Raw genomic sequence first — 17,001 nt, forward strand, 5'->3', positions numbered from 1 at the left:
CAAAAAAAAGCCACTCTAACGAGTGGCTTGTTATAATTTAAAGCATTTATTAACTAATTGTTAACTATGCTTGAGCAATAACTTCAAATTCTAAATCTACAGATACTTCTCTGTGTAAACGTATTACAGCGGTATATTTACCTAAACGCTTTACAGTAGTAACTGTTATGAATTTTTTATCTATTGACTGTCCTTCTTTTTCTAAAGCAGCTGCAACATCAATGTTGTTTACAGATCCAAATAATTTGTCTCCTGTACCAACTTTAGCAGGTATTTTAATCTCTAATGCTTTAATTGCTTCTGCAATTACATTAGCATCATCAACTATTTTCTTTTCTTTAAAGGCACGTTGCTTTAAATTTTCAGCTAAAACTTTCTTTGCAGAAACAGTTGCTAAAATAGCTTGTCCTTGAGGAATTAAAAAATTTCTACCATAACCGTTCTTAACTGTTACAACATCGTCTTTAAATCCTAAATTATCAACGTCTTGTTTTAATATAAGTTCCATTGTTATCGGTATTTTATTTTAATAAATCTCCTACGTAAGGCATTAATGCTAAGTGACGTGCTCTTTTTACAGCTACGGCAACTTTTCTTTGATACTTTAATGACGTTCCTGTTAAACGACGTGGTAAAATTTTACCTTGTTCGTTAATAAAACGCATTAAAAAATCTGGATCTTTGTAATCAACATACTTGATACCAGTTTTTTGAAACATACAATACTTCTTAGCCTTGTTTGTGTCAATATTAAGCGGCGTTAAATATCTAATTTCACCGTCTTTTTTTCCTTTTGATTGTTGTTCTATTGATGACATAATTAAGCTTTTTGTTTAAGTTTTTCTCTTCTTCTCTCTGCCCAAGAAACAGCATGCTTATCTAACGCTACAGTTAAATAACGCATAAAACGCTCATCACGTCTAAACTCAACTTCTAAAGGGTTAATTACCTCTCCAGATACAGTGTACTCAAATAAATGATAAAAGCCACTTTTCTTGTTTTGAATTGGGTAAGCTAATTTTTTAAGCCCCCAATTTTCTTTTGATACCATCTTAGCGCCGTTAGAAACAAGAAAATCTTCGTATTTCTTTACTGTTTCCTTTATCTGATCTTCAGATAAAACGGGATTTAAGATGAAAACAGTTTCATAATGATTCATAAAAATCGTTTTTATTGTTAAAAATTGGCTGCAAAAATAACTATTATTTATAATTCTGGCAACGTTTTTGTATATTAATAATTTAGATATTTCAATTTGTTAAAAAATGTTAAAATAAGCATTTAAACGATGTTTTTTGGTTTTTAACCGAATTATTCGTACTATTGTCGATATCTTAACCGAAATAATATAAAATGTTATGACTTTAAACTGTGTAGTAGTAGACGATTCAGCAATACAACGTCTCTCAATTGTTAAGTTAGTAGAGAATCACCCCTCTCTAAACTTAATAGCAGAGTACAGTAGTGCTTTAGAAACTAAAAATGGTTTAAATACGCATCAAGTTGACTTAATTTTTTTAGACATTGAAATGCCAGTGCTAAATGGATTTGAACTTTTAGACGTATTAAACAACAAACCCCAAATTATTTTTGTAACCGGTAAAACCGAATATGCTTTTAAAGCATTTAATTATGATGCTACCGATTATTTACATAAACCAATTACAAGAGAACGCTTTAACACTTCTGTAGATAAAGCTCTAGAGCAGCATAGATTGACTTTAGACTTTAATGAAGAAGAAGGTGAACATATTTTTGTAAAAAGTAACCTTAAAAAACGTAAAGTTTATATTAAGGATATTAAATGGATTGAAGCTCTTGGTGATTATGTAAAACTTGTTACAGAAGAAAACAGCTTAGTAGTACTTTCTACAATGAAATCTTTTGAAGCTGAATTACCTGAAGGGAAATTTTTAAGAATTCATAAATCTTATATCGTGAATCTAGATAAGATTGACAGATTTAACAGTAAAAATGTTGAAGTTGGCGCTTACGAAATTCCGTTAAGTAGAAATAAAAAGACCCAATTAGTTGATGCTTTAAATAATATTTAAACACAACTACAAAACTAAATTAAAAGTTATCGACATTTAGAATAACCCTAACAGACCGAAAATCTTTTATACTCATGAAGCTATTATTAATTTTAATAATGGCTTCTTTTGTTTTTGCTAATGATTGCTGTTTTGGAATTTTTACTAAAATGTTTTTATGAAACTGATTTCTAATTCTTGAAATTGGTGGAGACTCTGGTCCTAATACATGATCTTTAAAAATTTGTCTTAACGATTTTGCAAACCAAATCGAAGCCGTCTCAACTCTATTATAGTCTTTATGTTTTAAAGTAATTTTAATTTGTTTGTAAACAGGTGGATATTTAAAATTATATCTATCATTCATTTGTTCATTAAACATATCAATATAATTATTTGTAGACACTTGCTGTAATATGTTATGATAAGGGTTATATGTTTGAATTAACACTTTACCACGCTCTTCGGTACGTCCTGCCCTACCAGACACTTGTTGCATTAATTGAAAACTACGCTCGTGTGCTCTAAAATCTGGGAAATTCAACATATTATCAGCATTCATAATACCAACTAGCTTAACATTTCTAAAGTCTAATCCTTTTGTAAGCATTTGTGTCCCAACCAAAATATCAATTTCCTGTTGCTCTAAAGCTGTAATAATTTTTTCGTAACCATATTTTCCACGTGTAGTATCTAAATCCATACGGGCTACTTTTTTTTCTGGAAACAACAACTTTACCTCCTCTTCAATCTGCTCTGTACCAAAACCTTTATTATCTAAATCCTGACTACCACAAGCCTCACAATCTTGCATCATAGCAGCGTTATAACTACAATAATGACATCGTAATTGATTTCTATATTGATGATATGTTAAACTTACATCACAATTTGGACATTGAGGTGAATGCCCACAAGTTTTACATTCTACTATTGGTGAAAATCCACGTCTGTTTTGAAATAAAATAATTTGATGCCCTTCTTGTAATGTTTCAGTCATTTCTTCAATCAATCGATCGCTAAAATGCCCTTTCATGCGCTTTTTTTTCAGCTTATCCTTAATATCAACTAATTCAATATCCGGCATTAATACATCATTATAACGCTTAGTAATTTCTACAAAACCATACTTATTTTGTTTCGCATTAAAATAACTTTCTAAACTTGGTGTAGCCGAACCTAAAAGGGTTTTAGCATGATGCATATGCGCCAATACAACTGCCGTATCTCTGGCATGATAACGTGGGGCCGGATCAAACTGTTTGAACGATTGCTCATGCTCCTCATCAACAATAATGAGTCCTAAATTATTAAAAGGTAGAAATACAGATGATCGTGCTCCTAAAATTATTTTTGATTTAGCAGAATTACGCAGTACATTATTCCAAACCTCTACCCTTTCATGAGTTGAGTATTTAGAATGAAAAACAGCTACCTGTTCTCCAAAATAATTTTGAAGTCTTGTAACCAATTGCGTGGTTAATGCTATTTCCGGAAGCAGATACAAAACCTGTTTTCCTTCTTTTATAATATCCTCAATTAATTTAACATAAACCTCGGTCTTACCTGAAGATGTCACACCATGTAACAAGGTGACTTGATGTGTTTCAAAAGATTCCTTTATTTCTTTTAAAGCAATTTTTTGATATTCATTAAGTCTTTTAGATGCTTCAGTTTCTTCACCAGAATACTCTACTCTATCTGTTTGAATATGGTATTCATCAAGAATACCTTTATCAATCAATGCCTTTATAATTGATGTCGAAGCTCCGCTAACATCTGATAAATCTGAAACTTTTACAGGTTTTTTTGTTTTAGCAGAAACAGAAAATAAAGTCATTACAACATCGCGTTGTTTTGGCGCTCTACTTAATTCTTCTAACAAATCTTGGAGTGCATTTTCAGATGAAAAATTAGCATGTAATTTTACATATCTCACCAATTTGGGCTTGTATTTTTCATAAACTTCTTCTTCAACAGAAATAGCCCCTTTTTCTATAAGGCGTTTTATTACTGGCAGTACATTCTTTTTATCAAGTATATTGGATATATCATGAATCTTTAAACTTGATTGATGGTGTAATGCTTCAAACACTAAAAACTCATCATCTTTTAAAATAGACTCATCAATAGTTTTAGTTGCATTTTTTGTAATTACAGTTTCACTTTCTAAAATAAAAGCACTTGGTAATGCAGCTCGCATCACATCACCTAACGTACACATATAATAACTAGCTATCCATTGCCACAATTGTAATTGTATTTCATTTACAATAGGGGTTTCATCTAGAATTTGTTGAATATCTTTTGCCTCATAAGCTGTAGGTCCATTAGTGTGAATTTTATAAACTATACCTGTATATATTTTTGAATTTCCAAATGGCACAGAAACACGCATTCCTACTTTAAGAAAATCGGCTTCTGAGGCTGTAATTGTATAAGTAAACAGCTTTTGAAGAGGAATAGGAATAATTACATCTATGAAGAATTTCATAGTTCAAAAATAACACCATTAAACAAATAACACTAAACTTAATTTATGAAATTTTTACTTTAAGTTATTCTAATGTTTCTCTAGGATATTTTTTTAAAAATTGTAAAGATGCATTTAATTCGTAACCTAATAATAAAATATTAGCATTAAGCCACAAATAAAACAGAAGAATTAGTAATGCACCAATAGAACCATATAGTTTATTATACTGTCCAAAGTTTTCAATATAAATACCAAATAAATATGAGGTTAAAATTATTAATAGCGTTGTAAACAAGGCGCCAACAGAAAAGAAATTAGACTCTCGCCCTTCTCTAGTTCCAAAATAATATAAAGTTGCTGTAGCGATATAAACCATAACTACAAAAAATAGATATTGCACAATGTTTGTCCAAAATACACCTTCAGAATCTACCTGATAGCCCCTATCCTCTAACGCATGTAATAATCCTTGTACCACATATATTTGAATATATCCTAAAACTATGATAGTGATAATGAGTAAAAAAGCTAATATTAAAGCAATTCCTAACGCATAAATATATTGCTTAAAAACATTTCGGGTTAATTGTTCGTGATAAGAATTCTCGAAACCTGAAAAAACGGCATTTACGCCATTTGCCATTAACGCTATGGATAACACAAAAACAGAAGACAACAAACCACCTCGTTGAGACTGATCTATGTTTTCAAAAATATTCTCAAAGAAAAAATCTGAAGTACTTGGCGGCAAAAAGGATTCTAAAAATTGTAAAAATTCAATTTTAAAATCGTCAATTGGTACATAAGGAATGATAATTAAAACAAATAATAAAAAAGGAAATATTGCAGTAAAAAAGCTAAACGCTATAGCACTTGCTCGTGTTGTTAATGCACCTTTAACTATACCTGTAATGTAAAGAACTATTAAATCATAAAACGACAAACCTTCAAGACCTGGTAATTTTAATTTTTTTAAAAACCGCACCAAGATATTAATCACAGGGATTTTATCAAGCTTGTCTTCAAGTGATTTTGTCATTAATAATTTGCTTTTATGGTATTAGCAAAGTTATTAAAAAGGTGGGTATTAAATTCAAAAGTTATTAGCTATTATATTTATTACTTAATTGCTTTTAAGCTTAAGTCCATATTATAAACCGAGTGAGTTAATGCTCCACAAGAAATGTAATTAACACCACACTCTGCATAATGCCTTATTGTTGTTTCGTTAATATTTCCAGAAGATTCAGTTAAACATTTATCTCCAATTAACTTAACAGCTTTTCTGGTATCTTCATAATCAAAGTTGTCTAACAAAATTCTATAAACACCATCATTATTCAAAATCTCTTGGACTTCTGTTAAATCTCTGGCTTCTACCATTATTAACAAATCTTTTTGAGTATCATTTAAATATTGCTTAGTCATTTCTATTGCTTTAGTAATACCTCCTGCAAAATCAATATGATTATCTTTAAGCATAATCATGTCATACAATGCAAATCTATGATTTTCTCCACCACCAATTTTAACAGCCCATTTTTCTAAAACACGAATACCAGGAGTTGTTTTTCTTGTATCTAAAATTCTTGTTTTAGTTCCTTCTATTAAATCAACAAACATTCTTGTTTTGGTAGCAATTGCACTCATGCGTTGCATCGCATTTAAAACAGTACGTTCCGCTTTTAAAATAGATTGCGAAGATCCTTCAACATACATTACAATATCTCCATAAGTAACTTCTGTTCCGTCTTCAATACGAACATCTAATTTTAAATTTTTATCAACGTAAGCAAATACTTTTTTTGCAAAATTTACTCCGCCAATTACACCTTTATCTTTTACTAAAAGTTTAGCTTTCCCTCTTGCATTTTCGGGAATACAAGCTAAAGAACTATGATCGCCATCTCCTACGTCTTCTCTTATGGCGTTTTCAATAATCATCTTAACTTCCGTATCAAACTGCTCTTGTGTAATCATAATATTTTGTTAGTTAATTCGAACAAAAATAAGAAATAGATTTACTAAATTTAATTTTACAATTACGAATTTTTTAATTTTTTCTTATTTAAATGTATTATTCATAAATACGAAATAGTAATTTTGCTTTTATGACTATAAGACTAATCGCCATTGGCAAGACTGATAATAAACTACTTAAGCAATTAATTGAAGACTATATTAAACGTTTAGATTTTTATATAAAGTTTAGTTTAGATATTATTCCAGACATTAAAAATTCTAAAAATTTAAGTGAATCGCAACAAAAACAGAAAGAAGGCGAGCTTATTTTAAATAAGATTAATACTACAGATGCTTTAATTTTGTTGGATGAAAATGGAAAACAATATGATTCTATTGCTTTTTCATCTTATTTACAAAAACATATGAACTCTGGAATTAAGCATTTAGTTTTTGTAATTGGTGGTCCTTATGGCTTTTCTGAAGATGTTTACAAAAAAGCAAATGGGAAAATATCATTATCAAAAATGACCTTTTCCCATCAAATGATTCGATTGTTCTTCATTGAACAATTATATAGAGGATTCACAATTTTAAGGAACGAACCCTACCACCATCGTTAATATGTTTTATAAATTTCTTTACGTTTTTTAAGTTGACGCTCTAAATCACCTATAGTTTCTCTAACAGAGACTTCATAATTACGTTCGTTTGAAGTGGCAAAAATTCTAGGCCCTGGCAAACTTAACTCGATATTACAAATTTTACCATTTTTATGGTCTTTTTCATCTTGCTTAAAATGCACAGATGCACTTATTAAAAACTCATATTTGTTAAATAATTTCTCTAATTTTTCTTTTGTAAAAGATGTAAGTGTTTCACTAACATCTAGACCTACATATTCAATGTTTACTGTCATATCCGTTCTCGTTTTATGTTTAAATTATATTCTAATATACAAGTTTTTTAGAAAAAAATATATAACAAAAATCATAAATTAAAGATAATTTTTTCTTTTAAAAATATATTTAGCCCTACACCATTTAAAATCAATTAATAGTATTTTTGAAATCTTAAACAAATAAATATATGCAACTCGTTTTCGCCACTAATAATTTAAATAAAGTTAAAGAAGTACAAGAATTAATTCCATTAAATATAAAAGTACTAAGCTTAAAAGATATTGGATGTTTTGAAGAAATTCCCGAAACTCAAGATACTATAGAAGGTAATGCTATTCAAAAGGTCGAATTTATTAAAAAACATTATGATTATGACTGCTTTGCTGATGATACTGGACTGGAAGTTGAAGCTTTAAATGGTGCCCCAGGAGTTTACTCTGCACGTTATGCAGGAGAACTAAGAGATGCTAACAATAACATGAATAAATTACTAACAGAATTAGCTAACCATAATAACAGAAATGCACAATTTAAAACAGTAGTAGCGCTTCATATTAATAATACAACGCAAACTTTTACAGGTATTTGCCAAGGAGAAATTACTAAAACAAAACATGGCGAAAATGGTTTTGGTTATGATCCCATTTTTAAACCAAATGGCTTTGATGAAACATTTGCTGAAATGGATTTGAAAATTAAAAACAGTATTGGGCACCGAGGAAAAGCTATTGCCAAACTAGTAAATTTATTAAAAACTATTGAACAAAAATTTAGTTAAAAAAAACAAATTTGAGGTTGGCTATTAATATTCTTTATCTTACTTTTAATTTATGACAGAGGAAGCTATAGAAAAAGAAAATGGAGCCATTGCTAAAGCCTACAAGGAACTATTAAAAGTAAGCTATACAGCACTTTCTGATAACGACAAAAAGCTTATACGTAAAGCTTTTGAGGTTGCTCTTGATGGCCATAAACACCAACGCAGAAAATCTGGAGAAGCTTACATTTTCCATCCATTGGCTGTTGCCAAAATTGTAGCTCAAGAAATTGGATTAGATGCTACATCAATTGCCGCTGCCCTTCTTCATGATGTTGTTGAAGATAGCCCAGATTATGAAATTGAAGATATTGAAAAACAATTTGGACCAACTATTGCAAAAATTGTTGATGGTCTTACAAAAATATCATCTTTAAGTAAAGAAAAAGATATGGATGTTTCTTTGCAAGCAGAGAACTTTCGTAAAATGCTTTTAACTCTAAATGATGATGTTAGAGTAATTATTATAAAAATTGCAGACAGACTCCATAATATGCAAACTATGGATTCTATGCGTGCTGATAAACAAATCAAAATAGCATCTGAGACCTTATATATTTACGCTCCTCTTGCACATAGAATTGGACTCTATAATATTAAAACCGAATTAGAAGATTTAGGTTTAAAATATACTGAACCCGATACGTATAATGACATATTAGATAAAATAAAAGAAAGCAAAGAAGAGCAAGATGAGTATATCAATCAATTTAGTGATGTTATAAAAAATTCTCTTGACAAAGAAAATCTTAGATACACTATAAAAGGAAGACCAAAATCCATTTTTTCAATTCGAAAAAAAATAATAAATCAAGGTGTTTCTTTTGATGAAGTATACGATAAATTTGCTATTCGAATTATTTACAAATGTGATTCTGACCCTCAAAACGAAAAGTTTTTAGCTTGGAAAATTTATTCAATAGTAACAGATCATTTTAGACCAAACCCAATACGATTACGAGACTGGATTTCCTCACCAAAATCAACAGGTTATGAAGCTTTACACATAACTGTAATGGGACCAAGAGGACGATGGGTAGAAGTGCAAATACGTAGTGAACGTATGCATGAAATTGCCGAAAAAGGCTATGCTGCACACTATAAATATAAACAAGGTACCGAGAAAGAAGATAATTTAGAAAGCTGGATAAACAAGTTGCAAGAAGCTCTTGAAAATCCCGATATGAATGCTGTTGATTTTGTTGAACAATTTAAATTAAATCTATATTCTAAAGAAATATTTGTTTTCACTCCTGCTGGAGATTTAAAATCTTTACCCAAAGGGGCTACTGCTTTAGATTTTGCTTTTAATATTCATACCGAAGTTGGTATGAAAACACGAGGTGCTAAAGTAAATGGTAAACTAGTACCTTTAAGTCACGAATTAAAAAGTGGTGACCAAGTAGATATTATCACTTCAGAAAGTGTAAAACCAAATACAAACTGGCTAGATTATGCTACAACAGCTCGATCTAGAAGTAAAATTAAATCTGCCTTAAAAGAAGACAAAAAACTTATTGGTGAAGATGGTAAAGAAATTCTAAGACGAAAGTTAAAACAATTAAAAATAACGCTTGATGAAAACACCATTAACGAAATGGTTAGCTTTTTCAAGCTTAAAACGAGTCTAGATTTATTTTACAGAATTGGCTTAGGGTCTATTGATAACACAATGTTAAAAAGCTATGCTTCCTCAAGAAGCAATGCTTTAATGAGTTATATAAAAAACAAAATTTCTAGAAAACAAACCATCTCTAAAGAAGAAATAGAGAAACAAGAAATTACTTTAAAATATGATTCTATAGTTTTTGGTAAAGAAGAAGAAAAACTAGACTACAAATTATCAAATTGTTGTAACCCAATTCCTGGCGATAAAGTATTTGGGTTTTTAACCGTTAATGAAGGTATAAAAGTACACAAGAAAAACTGTCCTAACGCTGTAAGTTTACAATCTAATTATGCTTACAGAATCATGCCTGCTAAATGGATTGATTCTTCACAACAAGAATTCCAAGTAAAAATAGAATTAACTGGAATTGACCATATTGGGTTAGTAAACGACATAACTAACATTGTTTCTGAGAACATGCTTGTAAATATGAAAAGTATAAGTTTTGAAAGTAACGACGGGCTTTTTTCAGGAAAAATTAATGTAGTAGTTAAAAATAATACCATAATTAAAAAGCTTTTTGAAAAACTTAAAAAAATTAATGGTATTGATAAGGTAAGAAGAGTATAAAAAAGTGTAAATTTGCGACGCAATTATGGACGAAAAGGCAGATTCAAAAAATCAGGAGATTGTTAAAAGTGTATTCACAAGCTTTTTAGAAAGCAACGGGCATCGCAAAACACCCGAACGCTACGCCATACTCCAAGAGATTTACAACAATACTGAACATTTTGATATAGAGTCACTATATCTTAACATGAAAAACAAAAAGTATCGTGTGTCTCGTGCAACACTTTACAATACCATAGAATTACTTCTTGAGTGTAAATTAGTTAGAAAACATCAATTTGGGCAAAACCAAGCACACTATGAAAAATCTTATTTTGATAGACAGCACGATCATGTTATTCTAACAGATACAGGAGAAGTTATAGAATTTTGCGACCCTAGAATTCAATCTATTAAAAAAACAATCGAAGAAGTTTTCGATATTGAAATAAATAACCACTCGCTCTATTTTTACGGAAATAGAAAATCAACAACTAAAAACTAAATTTTTAAAATGGCAGTAGATTTACTACTTGGACTACAATGGGGAGACGAAGGCAAAGGAAAAATTGTTGACGTACTTACTTCAAACTACAATATTATAGCACGTTTTCAAGGTGGCCCAAATGCAGGACACACATTAGTTTTCAACGGTAAGAAACATGTATTACACACTATACCATCAGGAATTTTTCATGATGATGCCACTAACTTAGTAGGAAATGGTGTAGTTATAGACCCTGTAATATTTAAAGGAGAACTAGATAAATTAGAAGAGCAGGATGTTGATTACAGAAAATCTTTAATGATTTCTAGAAAAGCACACATTATTTTACCAACACACAGGTTGCTTGATGCCGCTAGTGAAACTTCAAAAGGCAAAGCTAAAATCGGTTCTACTTTAAAAGGAATTGGACCAACTTATATGGATAAAACCGGTAGAAACGGTATTCGTGTAGGCGATTTAGAATTAAGCGACTGGAAAGAGAAATATAGAGCACTTGCAGATAAGCACGAATCTATGATTGCTTTTTACAACGTTGAAATAGAATACGATTTAAAAGAATTAGAAACCGAATTTTTTAAAGCTGTTGAAGTTTTAAAGTCTTTAAAGTTTATTGATTCTGAGGAATATATTTATCAAGCACAAAAATCAGGACAAACAATATTAGCAGAAGGTGCTCAAGGATCTCTTTTAGATATTGATTTTGGAACTTATCCATTTGTAACCTCTAGTAATACAACAGCAGCAGGTGCATGTACAGGATTAGGTGTTGCGCCAAATCAAATTGGCGAAGTGTTCGGTATTTTTAAAGCTTATACTACACGTGTTGGTTCTGGACCATTCCCTACCGAGTTGTTTGACGAAGATGGAGCAACTATGGCTAAAGTTGGTAACGAATTTGGAGCTACTACAGGTAGACCAAGACGTTGCGGATGGTTAGATTTAGTAGCCTTAAAATACGCCTGTCAAGTAAATGGTGTTACACAGCTTATGATGATGAAAGGCGATGTACTTTCTGGTTTTAAAACATTAAAAGTTTGTACTGCTTATAAATATAAAGGCGAAGTTATCGAACATTTACCTTATAATATTGAACCTGAAAATGTAGAACCAATTTATTCTGACTTTAGTGGTTGGCAAGAAGATTTAACAGAAATGTCTGAAGCTTCACAAATGCCTAAAGCACTAAACGAGTATATTGAATTCTTAGAAAAAGAATTAGAAATTCCTATAACTATAGTTTCTGTAGGACCAGATAGAAAACAGACTATTTTTAGAAAGTAAACAAAAATCAACTACATATTAAATTAAAATTAAAGACTACTTGATAAGTAGTCTTTTTCTTTATATTTGTTTTATGAATGGTTTGAATTTTAATGTTTTTAATATAATTATTATTTCAGGGGTTTTACATGGAATAATTTTTAGTGTTATAGTTTTAAGTCAGAAAAAAAATATAACAAACAATACAATTTATCTTGGCCTTACAGTTCTATTTTTATCACTAAGTAATTTTCAATATTGGTTAATTGATACTAATATTACGAATAAGTATCAGTTCTTGAATTATATATTTATTCCATGGCAATGGTTAATATTACCCATGTTCTACATGTACGTTCATAAATTTATCGGTCGCAAAAAGTTAAGTCTAAAAAAAAAAAATAATCTTATCCCCTTTTTTAATTGTATTATTAATTCATATAATACAAATTACACTTAATTTTCCCCATAATACTTTTCAAAAAGCTTCTATACATTTCCAAAAAGGTATATACGTATATATCGAATTTGCTTCTGTCATTTTTAATATTTCAATAATATTTTTTGTTTATAGAATGATTTTAAAGCATGAAAAAGACAAAAGCTTTAATATTCTTTGGGTGAAATCTGAAACTAATTGGCTTAAGAAACTAGTATATACTGGACTTATAGTTTGCTTGTGTTGGACAATAGCACTAGTAATTATTGTAATATTTAATTTAAATAAATCTTATATTTTTTATCCATTATGGATAGGAATATCAATACTTATATATTGGATTGGTTATGTTGGAATTAATAAATCTCAACAATTAAAAAGTAGAATTGAATTACGTAAAAAAAGAGTTTTAGAATTTAAACAAAAAGAACTTAAAACGCATAAAAGCAACAATTCTAAAAGCTTTAACAAATTAAGAAACCATATTAAAACAAATAAAAGTTTTCTTAATCCAAATTTGTCTTTAGAAATATTATCCAAAGAGCTAAACATAAGTGAAGGATATTTATCGCAACTTATTAATAAAAACTCTGATTTAAGTTTTAATGATTATATAAATTTTATGAGAATTGATGAAGTAAAAAACATGTTGAATAATCAAGACTATAAAAACTATACTATTGTGGCAATTGGATTAGAAGCTGGTTTCAACTCAAAGTCTAGTTTTTACTCAGCATTTAAAAAATTTACAGGAAAAACACCTGTTGAGTATAAAAAAAGTGTCCGAAATCTTTAAGTTTATAAACATACTGGACTTTAACCTTTTAAAATTGCAATACTATTGTTTCATTAATTAACCAAAACTATATTTACAAACATGAAACATTTTTTAAAAATCACGTTTTACTTTTTTTAACAGTTATTTTCAGTAATTGCGAAAAAGATGATAATATCATTAATGAAACCATTAAAAAAAAGAAATAACAAGTAATGTTAAAGTTAAACAAGTATTACTAGAAGAGATTAAAGCAGCAACAAAATTAGATAAGACCATAAATAAAATTGCTAAACAATATAACTTAATTAATAAAACAACAAATGCTTCAAAAACCAGTAATTCAAATAACCCATTTACAATATTAACTGATGAAATTTATCAAGCCATTACATCTACTTCAGAGGCTTATACATTTAAAATGGAAAGTCCTATAAATCCTGAAGCTACGTTCGAGAATTTTATTATAGAAAAACGTGCGAATCAGGAAAGTTATCACTTTTATATTTATAGTTATAAAACTATTAATTTACCAAACTGCTATTCTCCTTTATACCCTGGAGGAGGAGGTTCTGCCCCTTCCGTTTTAGGTGAGTATATAAAATATTTACCAGAAAATGATGAATATACAACTGAAACTACTACTAATAATGCTCCTTAACAATCAGGTGATTGTGATTAAAAATTAATTCAAAACGAAGATTATCTTTACTTATAAAATAAAGATAATCTTCTAATTATTTATATTATGAAAAAAAAACTTTACCTTATTATTATTTTTCTATTATTTATTTCCTGTGGTAATACAAAAAATAATTCTACAATCGAAAAAGACAAAAAACTTATCAAAAATTTTATAGAAAATATACTCGTAAATAGAGAGAATAACTATGAAAGTATAATAGAACTTAGCAACAAATACAGTCAAATAAGAGAACTGGAAAGCAAAAAAAATGGAAGAAAAAATCTTGATAGTCTAATCCAAATAGCTTACAGAGAAGGAAACAAAAAAAATATAAAAAAACTAAATAAACAATATAATGAGTTACAAATTAGTAAAATTGAAAGTCATGCAAAGAATAGATTCGAAGAAGCTTTAAAACTTAATATTGACAATAATTTTATTAATTCCAATTTCTCAATATATAATAAAACAAAAAAAGACAGTTTAAGTATTATAGAAACTATTGGTCAATATTCAGCTATGTACAAAGAATCCTATGATAAAGAATCTTGGCAAGATTATAAAATTATTCATTATTCTGAAGTAAAAAACCATGCGAATTTATTGAAATCTGATATGTATTTAAGTCTTGAATACAATAAATTAAAATCGATTTATTTTGTAATGTTCGATAATAAAACAAATAGAGTTATGCTATTTACTATTGAAAATAATAAAATCATTTCATTCTTTCCTCATTTAGTTTTTGGAGTTGGACCAACTAAACCTTACTTATTAAATGAAAAGCCATAAGTTGAAATTTAAGATATAAACTTCAAAATGTAATTAACATGTACTATCTTTTAGTCTTCTCATCATTTTTAATAATTTTTTTAATCATATATTTTTTAGGCTATAAAATGCTCAAAAAGTATTCAAAACGGACTAAAATAAAAATCAGGTTAATAATTTCAAGCATGTTAATTATACTAACAAATGCAATTAGTTATGACGGAGGCTTTGGGAATTATTTTTTTGGGACTTTAAATTATTGTTATAGTGATAAAAATTATAGTTTCCAAGATTGTGAACTTTTAATAAAAAATAAAAAATATCATAATATTCAGAAAGTATTTGAACACAACAAGAAAATAAAAAACATAAATTCCAAACAAGTACTTTATAGAAATTTCAAGAAAAATTATTTGTTTTTTTGGTTGTGGTATGATTATTCTTCACATCCAAAGTGGAAACTTAAATATTTACCTCCTAAAACGTAAGAATTGAAATCAAGAAAAATTATGAAAAAAGCAATAATTAGTATTCTTATTTTAACTTCTTTTATATGTTTTGGACAAGACAAAAAATTTGAGAATTGGACTGAGAATGAAAAATTTCATTACCACAAACTTTTAAAGTTGGCTAAATATGTTGAAGGACAAAATAAAAATCAAATTTCAAAAGATACATTATTCGATAAGTTTATATTTTTCGACTATGTCTTAAATGATACAATTACAGAAAGACGAGAAAAAAGACTTGAGGTTTTTGACACACTTTTCTATAGTTTTAGAAAAACGATTGATAGTTTTGGTCTTGAAAATTTAGATGCCAAACCTGTAAGGTTTTATAAAGAACATGAAATTTATAAACCATTTGATGAAGACCAAGCAATGAAAAGTATTAGTGGTGAAAAAATGTATGAAAAAGATTCAAATGTTTTTGCATATTACAGAAAGGAAGAACCAGAAACTCCACTAGGAACATTGCTTTTTGAACCTGAAACAGGAAAATTAGTTGCTTGGATTATGATAGACCAAGGTGGTTACAAATACTTTTTGACCTTTAATTTGTTTTAAACAAACTAACCCTTAAACGCTCCAAAACATTTTGGAGCGTTTTTAAAAATAACCCATTTATGAAAATAAAAATCTGTTTGTTTTTACTAATCTCAATTAATATTTACCCTCAAAAAGCTGACTTAAAGTGGGTAAATAAAACCAGAGTAAATACAGATTTAATACCAATAACTCAAACACCTAAAAGCAGAAACTATCAAAATATAGAAACGCTTAATAGTGTAGCCAACTATATTAATTCTGAATTAAGCAAAGTTTGTGACTCTGTTACGTTTCAACAATTTAAAGTAAATGGCAATGTTTACAAAAATGTTATTGGGTCTATTGGCATAAAACATAAAGAAAGAATCATAATTGGTGCTCATTATGATGTATGCGGTAATCAACAAGGAGCTGATGATAATGCAAGCGGAACAGTTGGACTAATAGAGTTAGCGCGTTTACTCTCAAAAGAAAAACTAAATTATAGAATAGATTTTGTAGCATACTCTTTAGAAGAACCACCCTTTTTTAGAACGCCATATATGGGCAGTTATATCCATGCCAATTATTTACACACTAAAAAAATTAAAGTAAAAGGGATGATTTGTTTAGAAATGATTGGGTATTATAGTGAAGAAAAGAATTCTCAAAATTACCCAATAAAAGAAATGTCTTTAAAACATGGTAATGTAGCAGATTTTATAACTGTAGTTCAAAGTGAAAAAAGTGGAGCGTTTGGTAAAGAAATGGAGGCTTTAATGAAAGAACAATTTCTAATTAAAACTATTAATTTTAAAGGTTCTAGTTTAATAGCTGGTGTTGATTATTCTGATCATTTAAATTATTGGAAATTTGATTATCCTGCCATTATGATAACAAATACAGCTTTCTACAGAAATAAAAACTATCATACTGAAAATGACACTATTGAAACCTTAGATATTGATAAAATGTGTGCTGTAATCGAACAATTATTTTTGAGTATAAAACAATTAAAGTAAACACTCTTGAAGCTAATCAAAAAAACGCTCCAAAACATTTTGGAGCGTTTTTTGTTTCAAAACAATTATACATTATAATTATCGTTATTTTTGCGACAAACATTT

At 28.8% G+C, this 17,001-nt stretch carries 18 protein-coding genes; 11 read left to right on the plus strand and 7 right to left on the minus strand.

Annotated elements, in window-relative coordinates; genetic code table 11:
* Nucleotides 1–64: 64 nt before the first annotated feature.
* The 3 genes from rplI to rpsF are packed head-to-tail and all read right to left on the minus strand — an operon-like array spanning nt 65 to nt 1,159.
* A complete protein-coding gene (gene rplI / locus Q0842_RS10690; protein WP_298497859.1) occupies nt 65–508 on the minus strand; it encodes a 50S ribosomal protein L9 in 444 nt (147 codons plus the stop codon).
* Nucleotides 509–521: 13 nt separating this feature from the next.
* Nucleotides 522–821, minus strand: coding sequence for a 30S ribosomal protein S18 (gene rpsR, locus Q0842_RS10695; protein WP_181364065.1), 300 nt, complete (start codon nt 819–821; stop codon nt 522–524).
* Nucleotides 821–1,159: a 30S ribosomal protein S6 gene (gene rpsF / locus Q0842_RS10700; RefSeq protein WP_298497861.1), complete on the minus strand. Its 339-nt coding sequence runs from the start codon at nt 1,157–1,159 to the stop codon at nt 821–823. The genes rpsR and rpsF overlap by 1 nt, the downstream gene beginning before the upstream one ends.
* A 199-nt stretch (nt 1,160–1,358) precedes the next feature.
* Between rpsF and Q0842_RS10705 the strand changes: the two genes are divergently transcribed.
* On the plus strand, nt 1,359–2,054 hold the full coding sequence (locus Q0842_RS10705; protein WP_019388305.1) for a LytTR family DNA-binding domain-containing protein: 696 nt from the start codon (nt 1,359–1,361) through the stop codon (nt 2,052–2,054).
* A gap of 19 nt (nt 2,055–2,073) precedes the next feature.
* Here the strand turns inward: Q0842_RS10705 and priA are convergent, their stop codons facing one another.
* From priA to nadC, 3 genes are all read right to left on the minus strand, one after another.
* Nucleotides 2,074–4,527, minus strand: coding sequence for a primosomal protein N' (priA, locus tag Q0842_RS10710; protein WP_298497863.1), 2,454 nt, complete (start codon nt 4,525–4,527; stop codon nt 2,074–2,076).
* A 64-nt stretch (nt 4,528–4,591) separates the two neighbouring features.
* A complete protein-coding gene (locus Q0842_RS10715; protein ID WP_298497865.1) occupies nt 4,592–5,548 on the minus strand; it encodes a YihY/virulence factor BrkB family protein in 957 nt (318 codons plus the stop codon).
* A gap of 80 nt (nt 5,549–5,628) precedes the next feature.
* On the minus strand, nt 5,629–6,489 hold the full coding sequence (nadC, locus tag Q0842_RS10720) for a carboxylating nicotinate-nucleotide diphosphorylase (protein ID WP_298497868.1): 861 nt from the start codon (nt 6,487–6,489) through the stop codon (nt 5,629–5,631).
* A gap of 131 nt (nt 6,490–6,620) precedes the next feature.
* Between nadC and rlmH the strand changes: the two genes are divergently transcribed.
* Nucleotides 6,621–7,094, plus strand: a complete 474-nt coding sequence (gene rlmH, locus Q0842_RS10725) for a 23S rRNA (pseudouridine(1915)-N(3))-methyltransferase RlmH (RefSeq protein ID WP_298497870.1) — start codon at nt 6,621–6,623, stop codon at nt 7,092–7,094.
* On the opposite strand, the gene Q0842_RS10730 is transcribed toward rlmH, so the two are convergent.
* The gene (locus Q0842_RS10730; protein ID WP_298497872.1) at nt 7,091–7,390 is read right to left on the minus strand and encodes an HPF/RaiA family ribosome-associated protein; all 300 of its coding nucleotides are present in this window, start codon (nt 7,388–7,390) and stop codon (nt 7,091–7,093) included. The two genes, rlmH and Q0842_RS10730, sit on opposite strands and share 4 nt — an antisense overlap.
* 170 nt (nt 7,391–7,560) lie before the next feature.
* On the opposite strand from Q0842_RS10730, the gene Q0842_RS10735 reads away from it, so the two are divergent.
* From Q0842_RS10735 to Q0842_RS10775, 9 genes are all read left to right on the plus strand, one after another.
* Nucleotides 7,561–8,151, plus strand: coding sequence for a non-canonical purine NTP diphosphatase (locus Q0842_RS10735; RefSeq protein WP_298497874.1), 591 nt, complete (start codon nt 7,561–7,563; stop codon nt 8,149–8,151).
* Nucleotides 8,152–8,203: 52 nt separating this feature from the next.
* Complete coding sequence (locus tag Q0842_RS10740) at nt 8,204–10,429, plus strand: RelA/SpoT family protein (RefSeq protein WP_298497876.1); 2,226 nt, start codon at nt 8,204–8,206, stop codon at nt 10,427–10,429.
* Between the two features lie 25 nt (nt 10,430–10,454).
* Complete coding sequence (locus Q0842_RS10745; protein WP_298497878.1) at nt 10,455–10,913, plus strand: Fur family transcriptional regulator; 459 nt, start codon at nt 10,455–10,457, stop codon at nt 10,911–10,913.
* Nucleotides 10,914–10,922: 9 nt separating this feature from the next.
* A complete protein-coding gene (locus Q0842_RS10750) occupies nt 10,923–12,197 on the plus strand; it encodes an adenylosuccinate synthase (RefSeq protein ID WP_298497880.1) in 1,275 nt (424 codons plus the stop codon).
* A 554-nt stretch (nt 12,198–12,751) separates the two neighbouring features.
* Entirely contained in the window at nt 12,752–13,411 is a 660-nt protein-coding gene (locus Q0842_RS10755; RefSeq protein ID WP_298497882.1) for an AraC family transcriptional regulator, read from the plus strand.
* 400 nt (nt 13,412–13,811) lie between these two features.
* Nucleotides 13,812–14,051, plus strand: a complete 240-nt coding sequence (locus Q0842_RS10760) for a hypothetical protein (RefSeq protein ID WP_298497884.1) — start codon at nt 13,812–13,814, stop codon at nt 14,049–14,051.
* Nucleotides 14,052–14,138: 87 nt separating this feature from the next.
* On the plus strand, nt 14,139–14,867 hold the full coding sequence (locus tag Q0842_RS10765; RefSeq protein ID WP_298497886.1) for a hypothetical protein: 729 nt from the start codon (nt 14,139–14,141) through the stop codon (nt 14,865–14,867).
* 488 nt (nt 14,868–15,355) lie between these two features.
* Nucleotides 15,356–15,913, plus strand: coding sequence for a hypothetical protein (locus Q0842_RS10770; protein ID WP_298497888.1), 558 nt, complete (start codon nt 15,356–15,358; stop codon nt 15,911–15,913).
* A gap of 59 nt (nt 15,914–15,972) precedes the next feature.
* The gene (locus Q0842_RS10775; protein WP_298497889.1) at nt 15,973–16,896 is read left to right on the plus strand and encodes a M28 family peptidase; all 924 of its coding nucleotides are present in this window, start codon (nt 15,973–15,975) and stop codon (nt 16,894–16,896) included.
* Nucleotides 16,897–17,001: the final 105 nt, after the last annotated feature.

Origin of the sequence: uncultured Algibacter sp. (assembly GCF_947495675.1) — a bacterium.
Lineage (GTDB): Bacteria > Bacteroidota > Bacteroidia > Flavobacteriales > Flavobacteriaceae > Algibacter_B.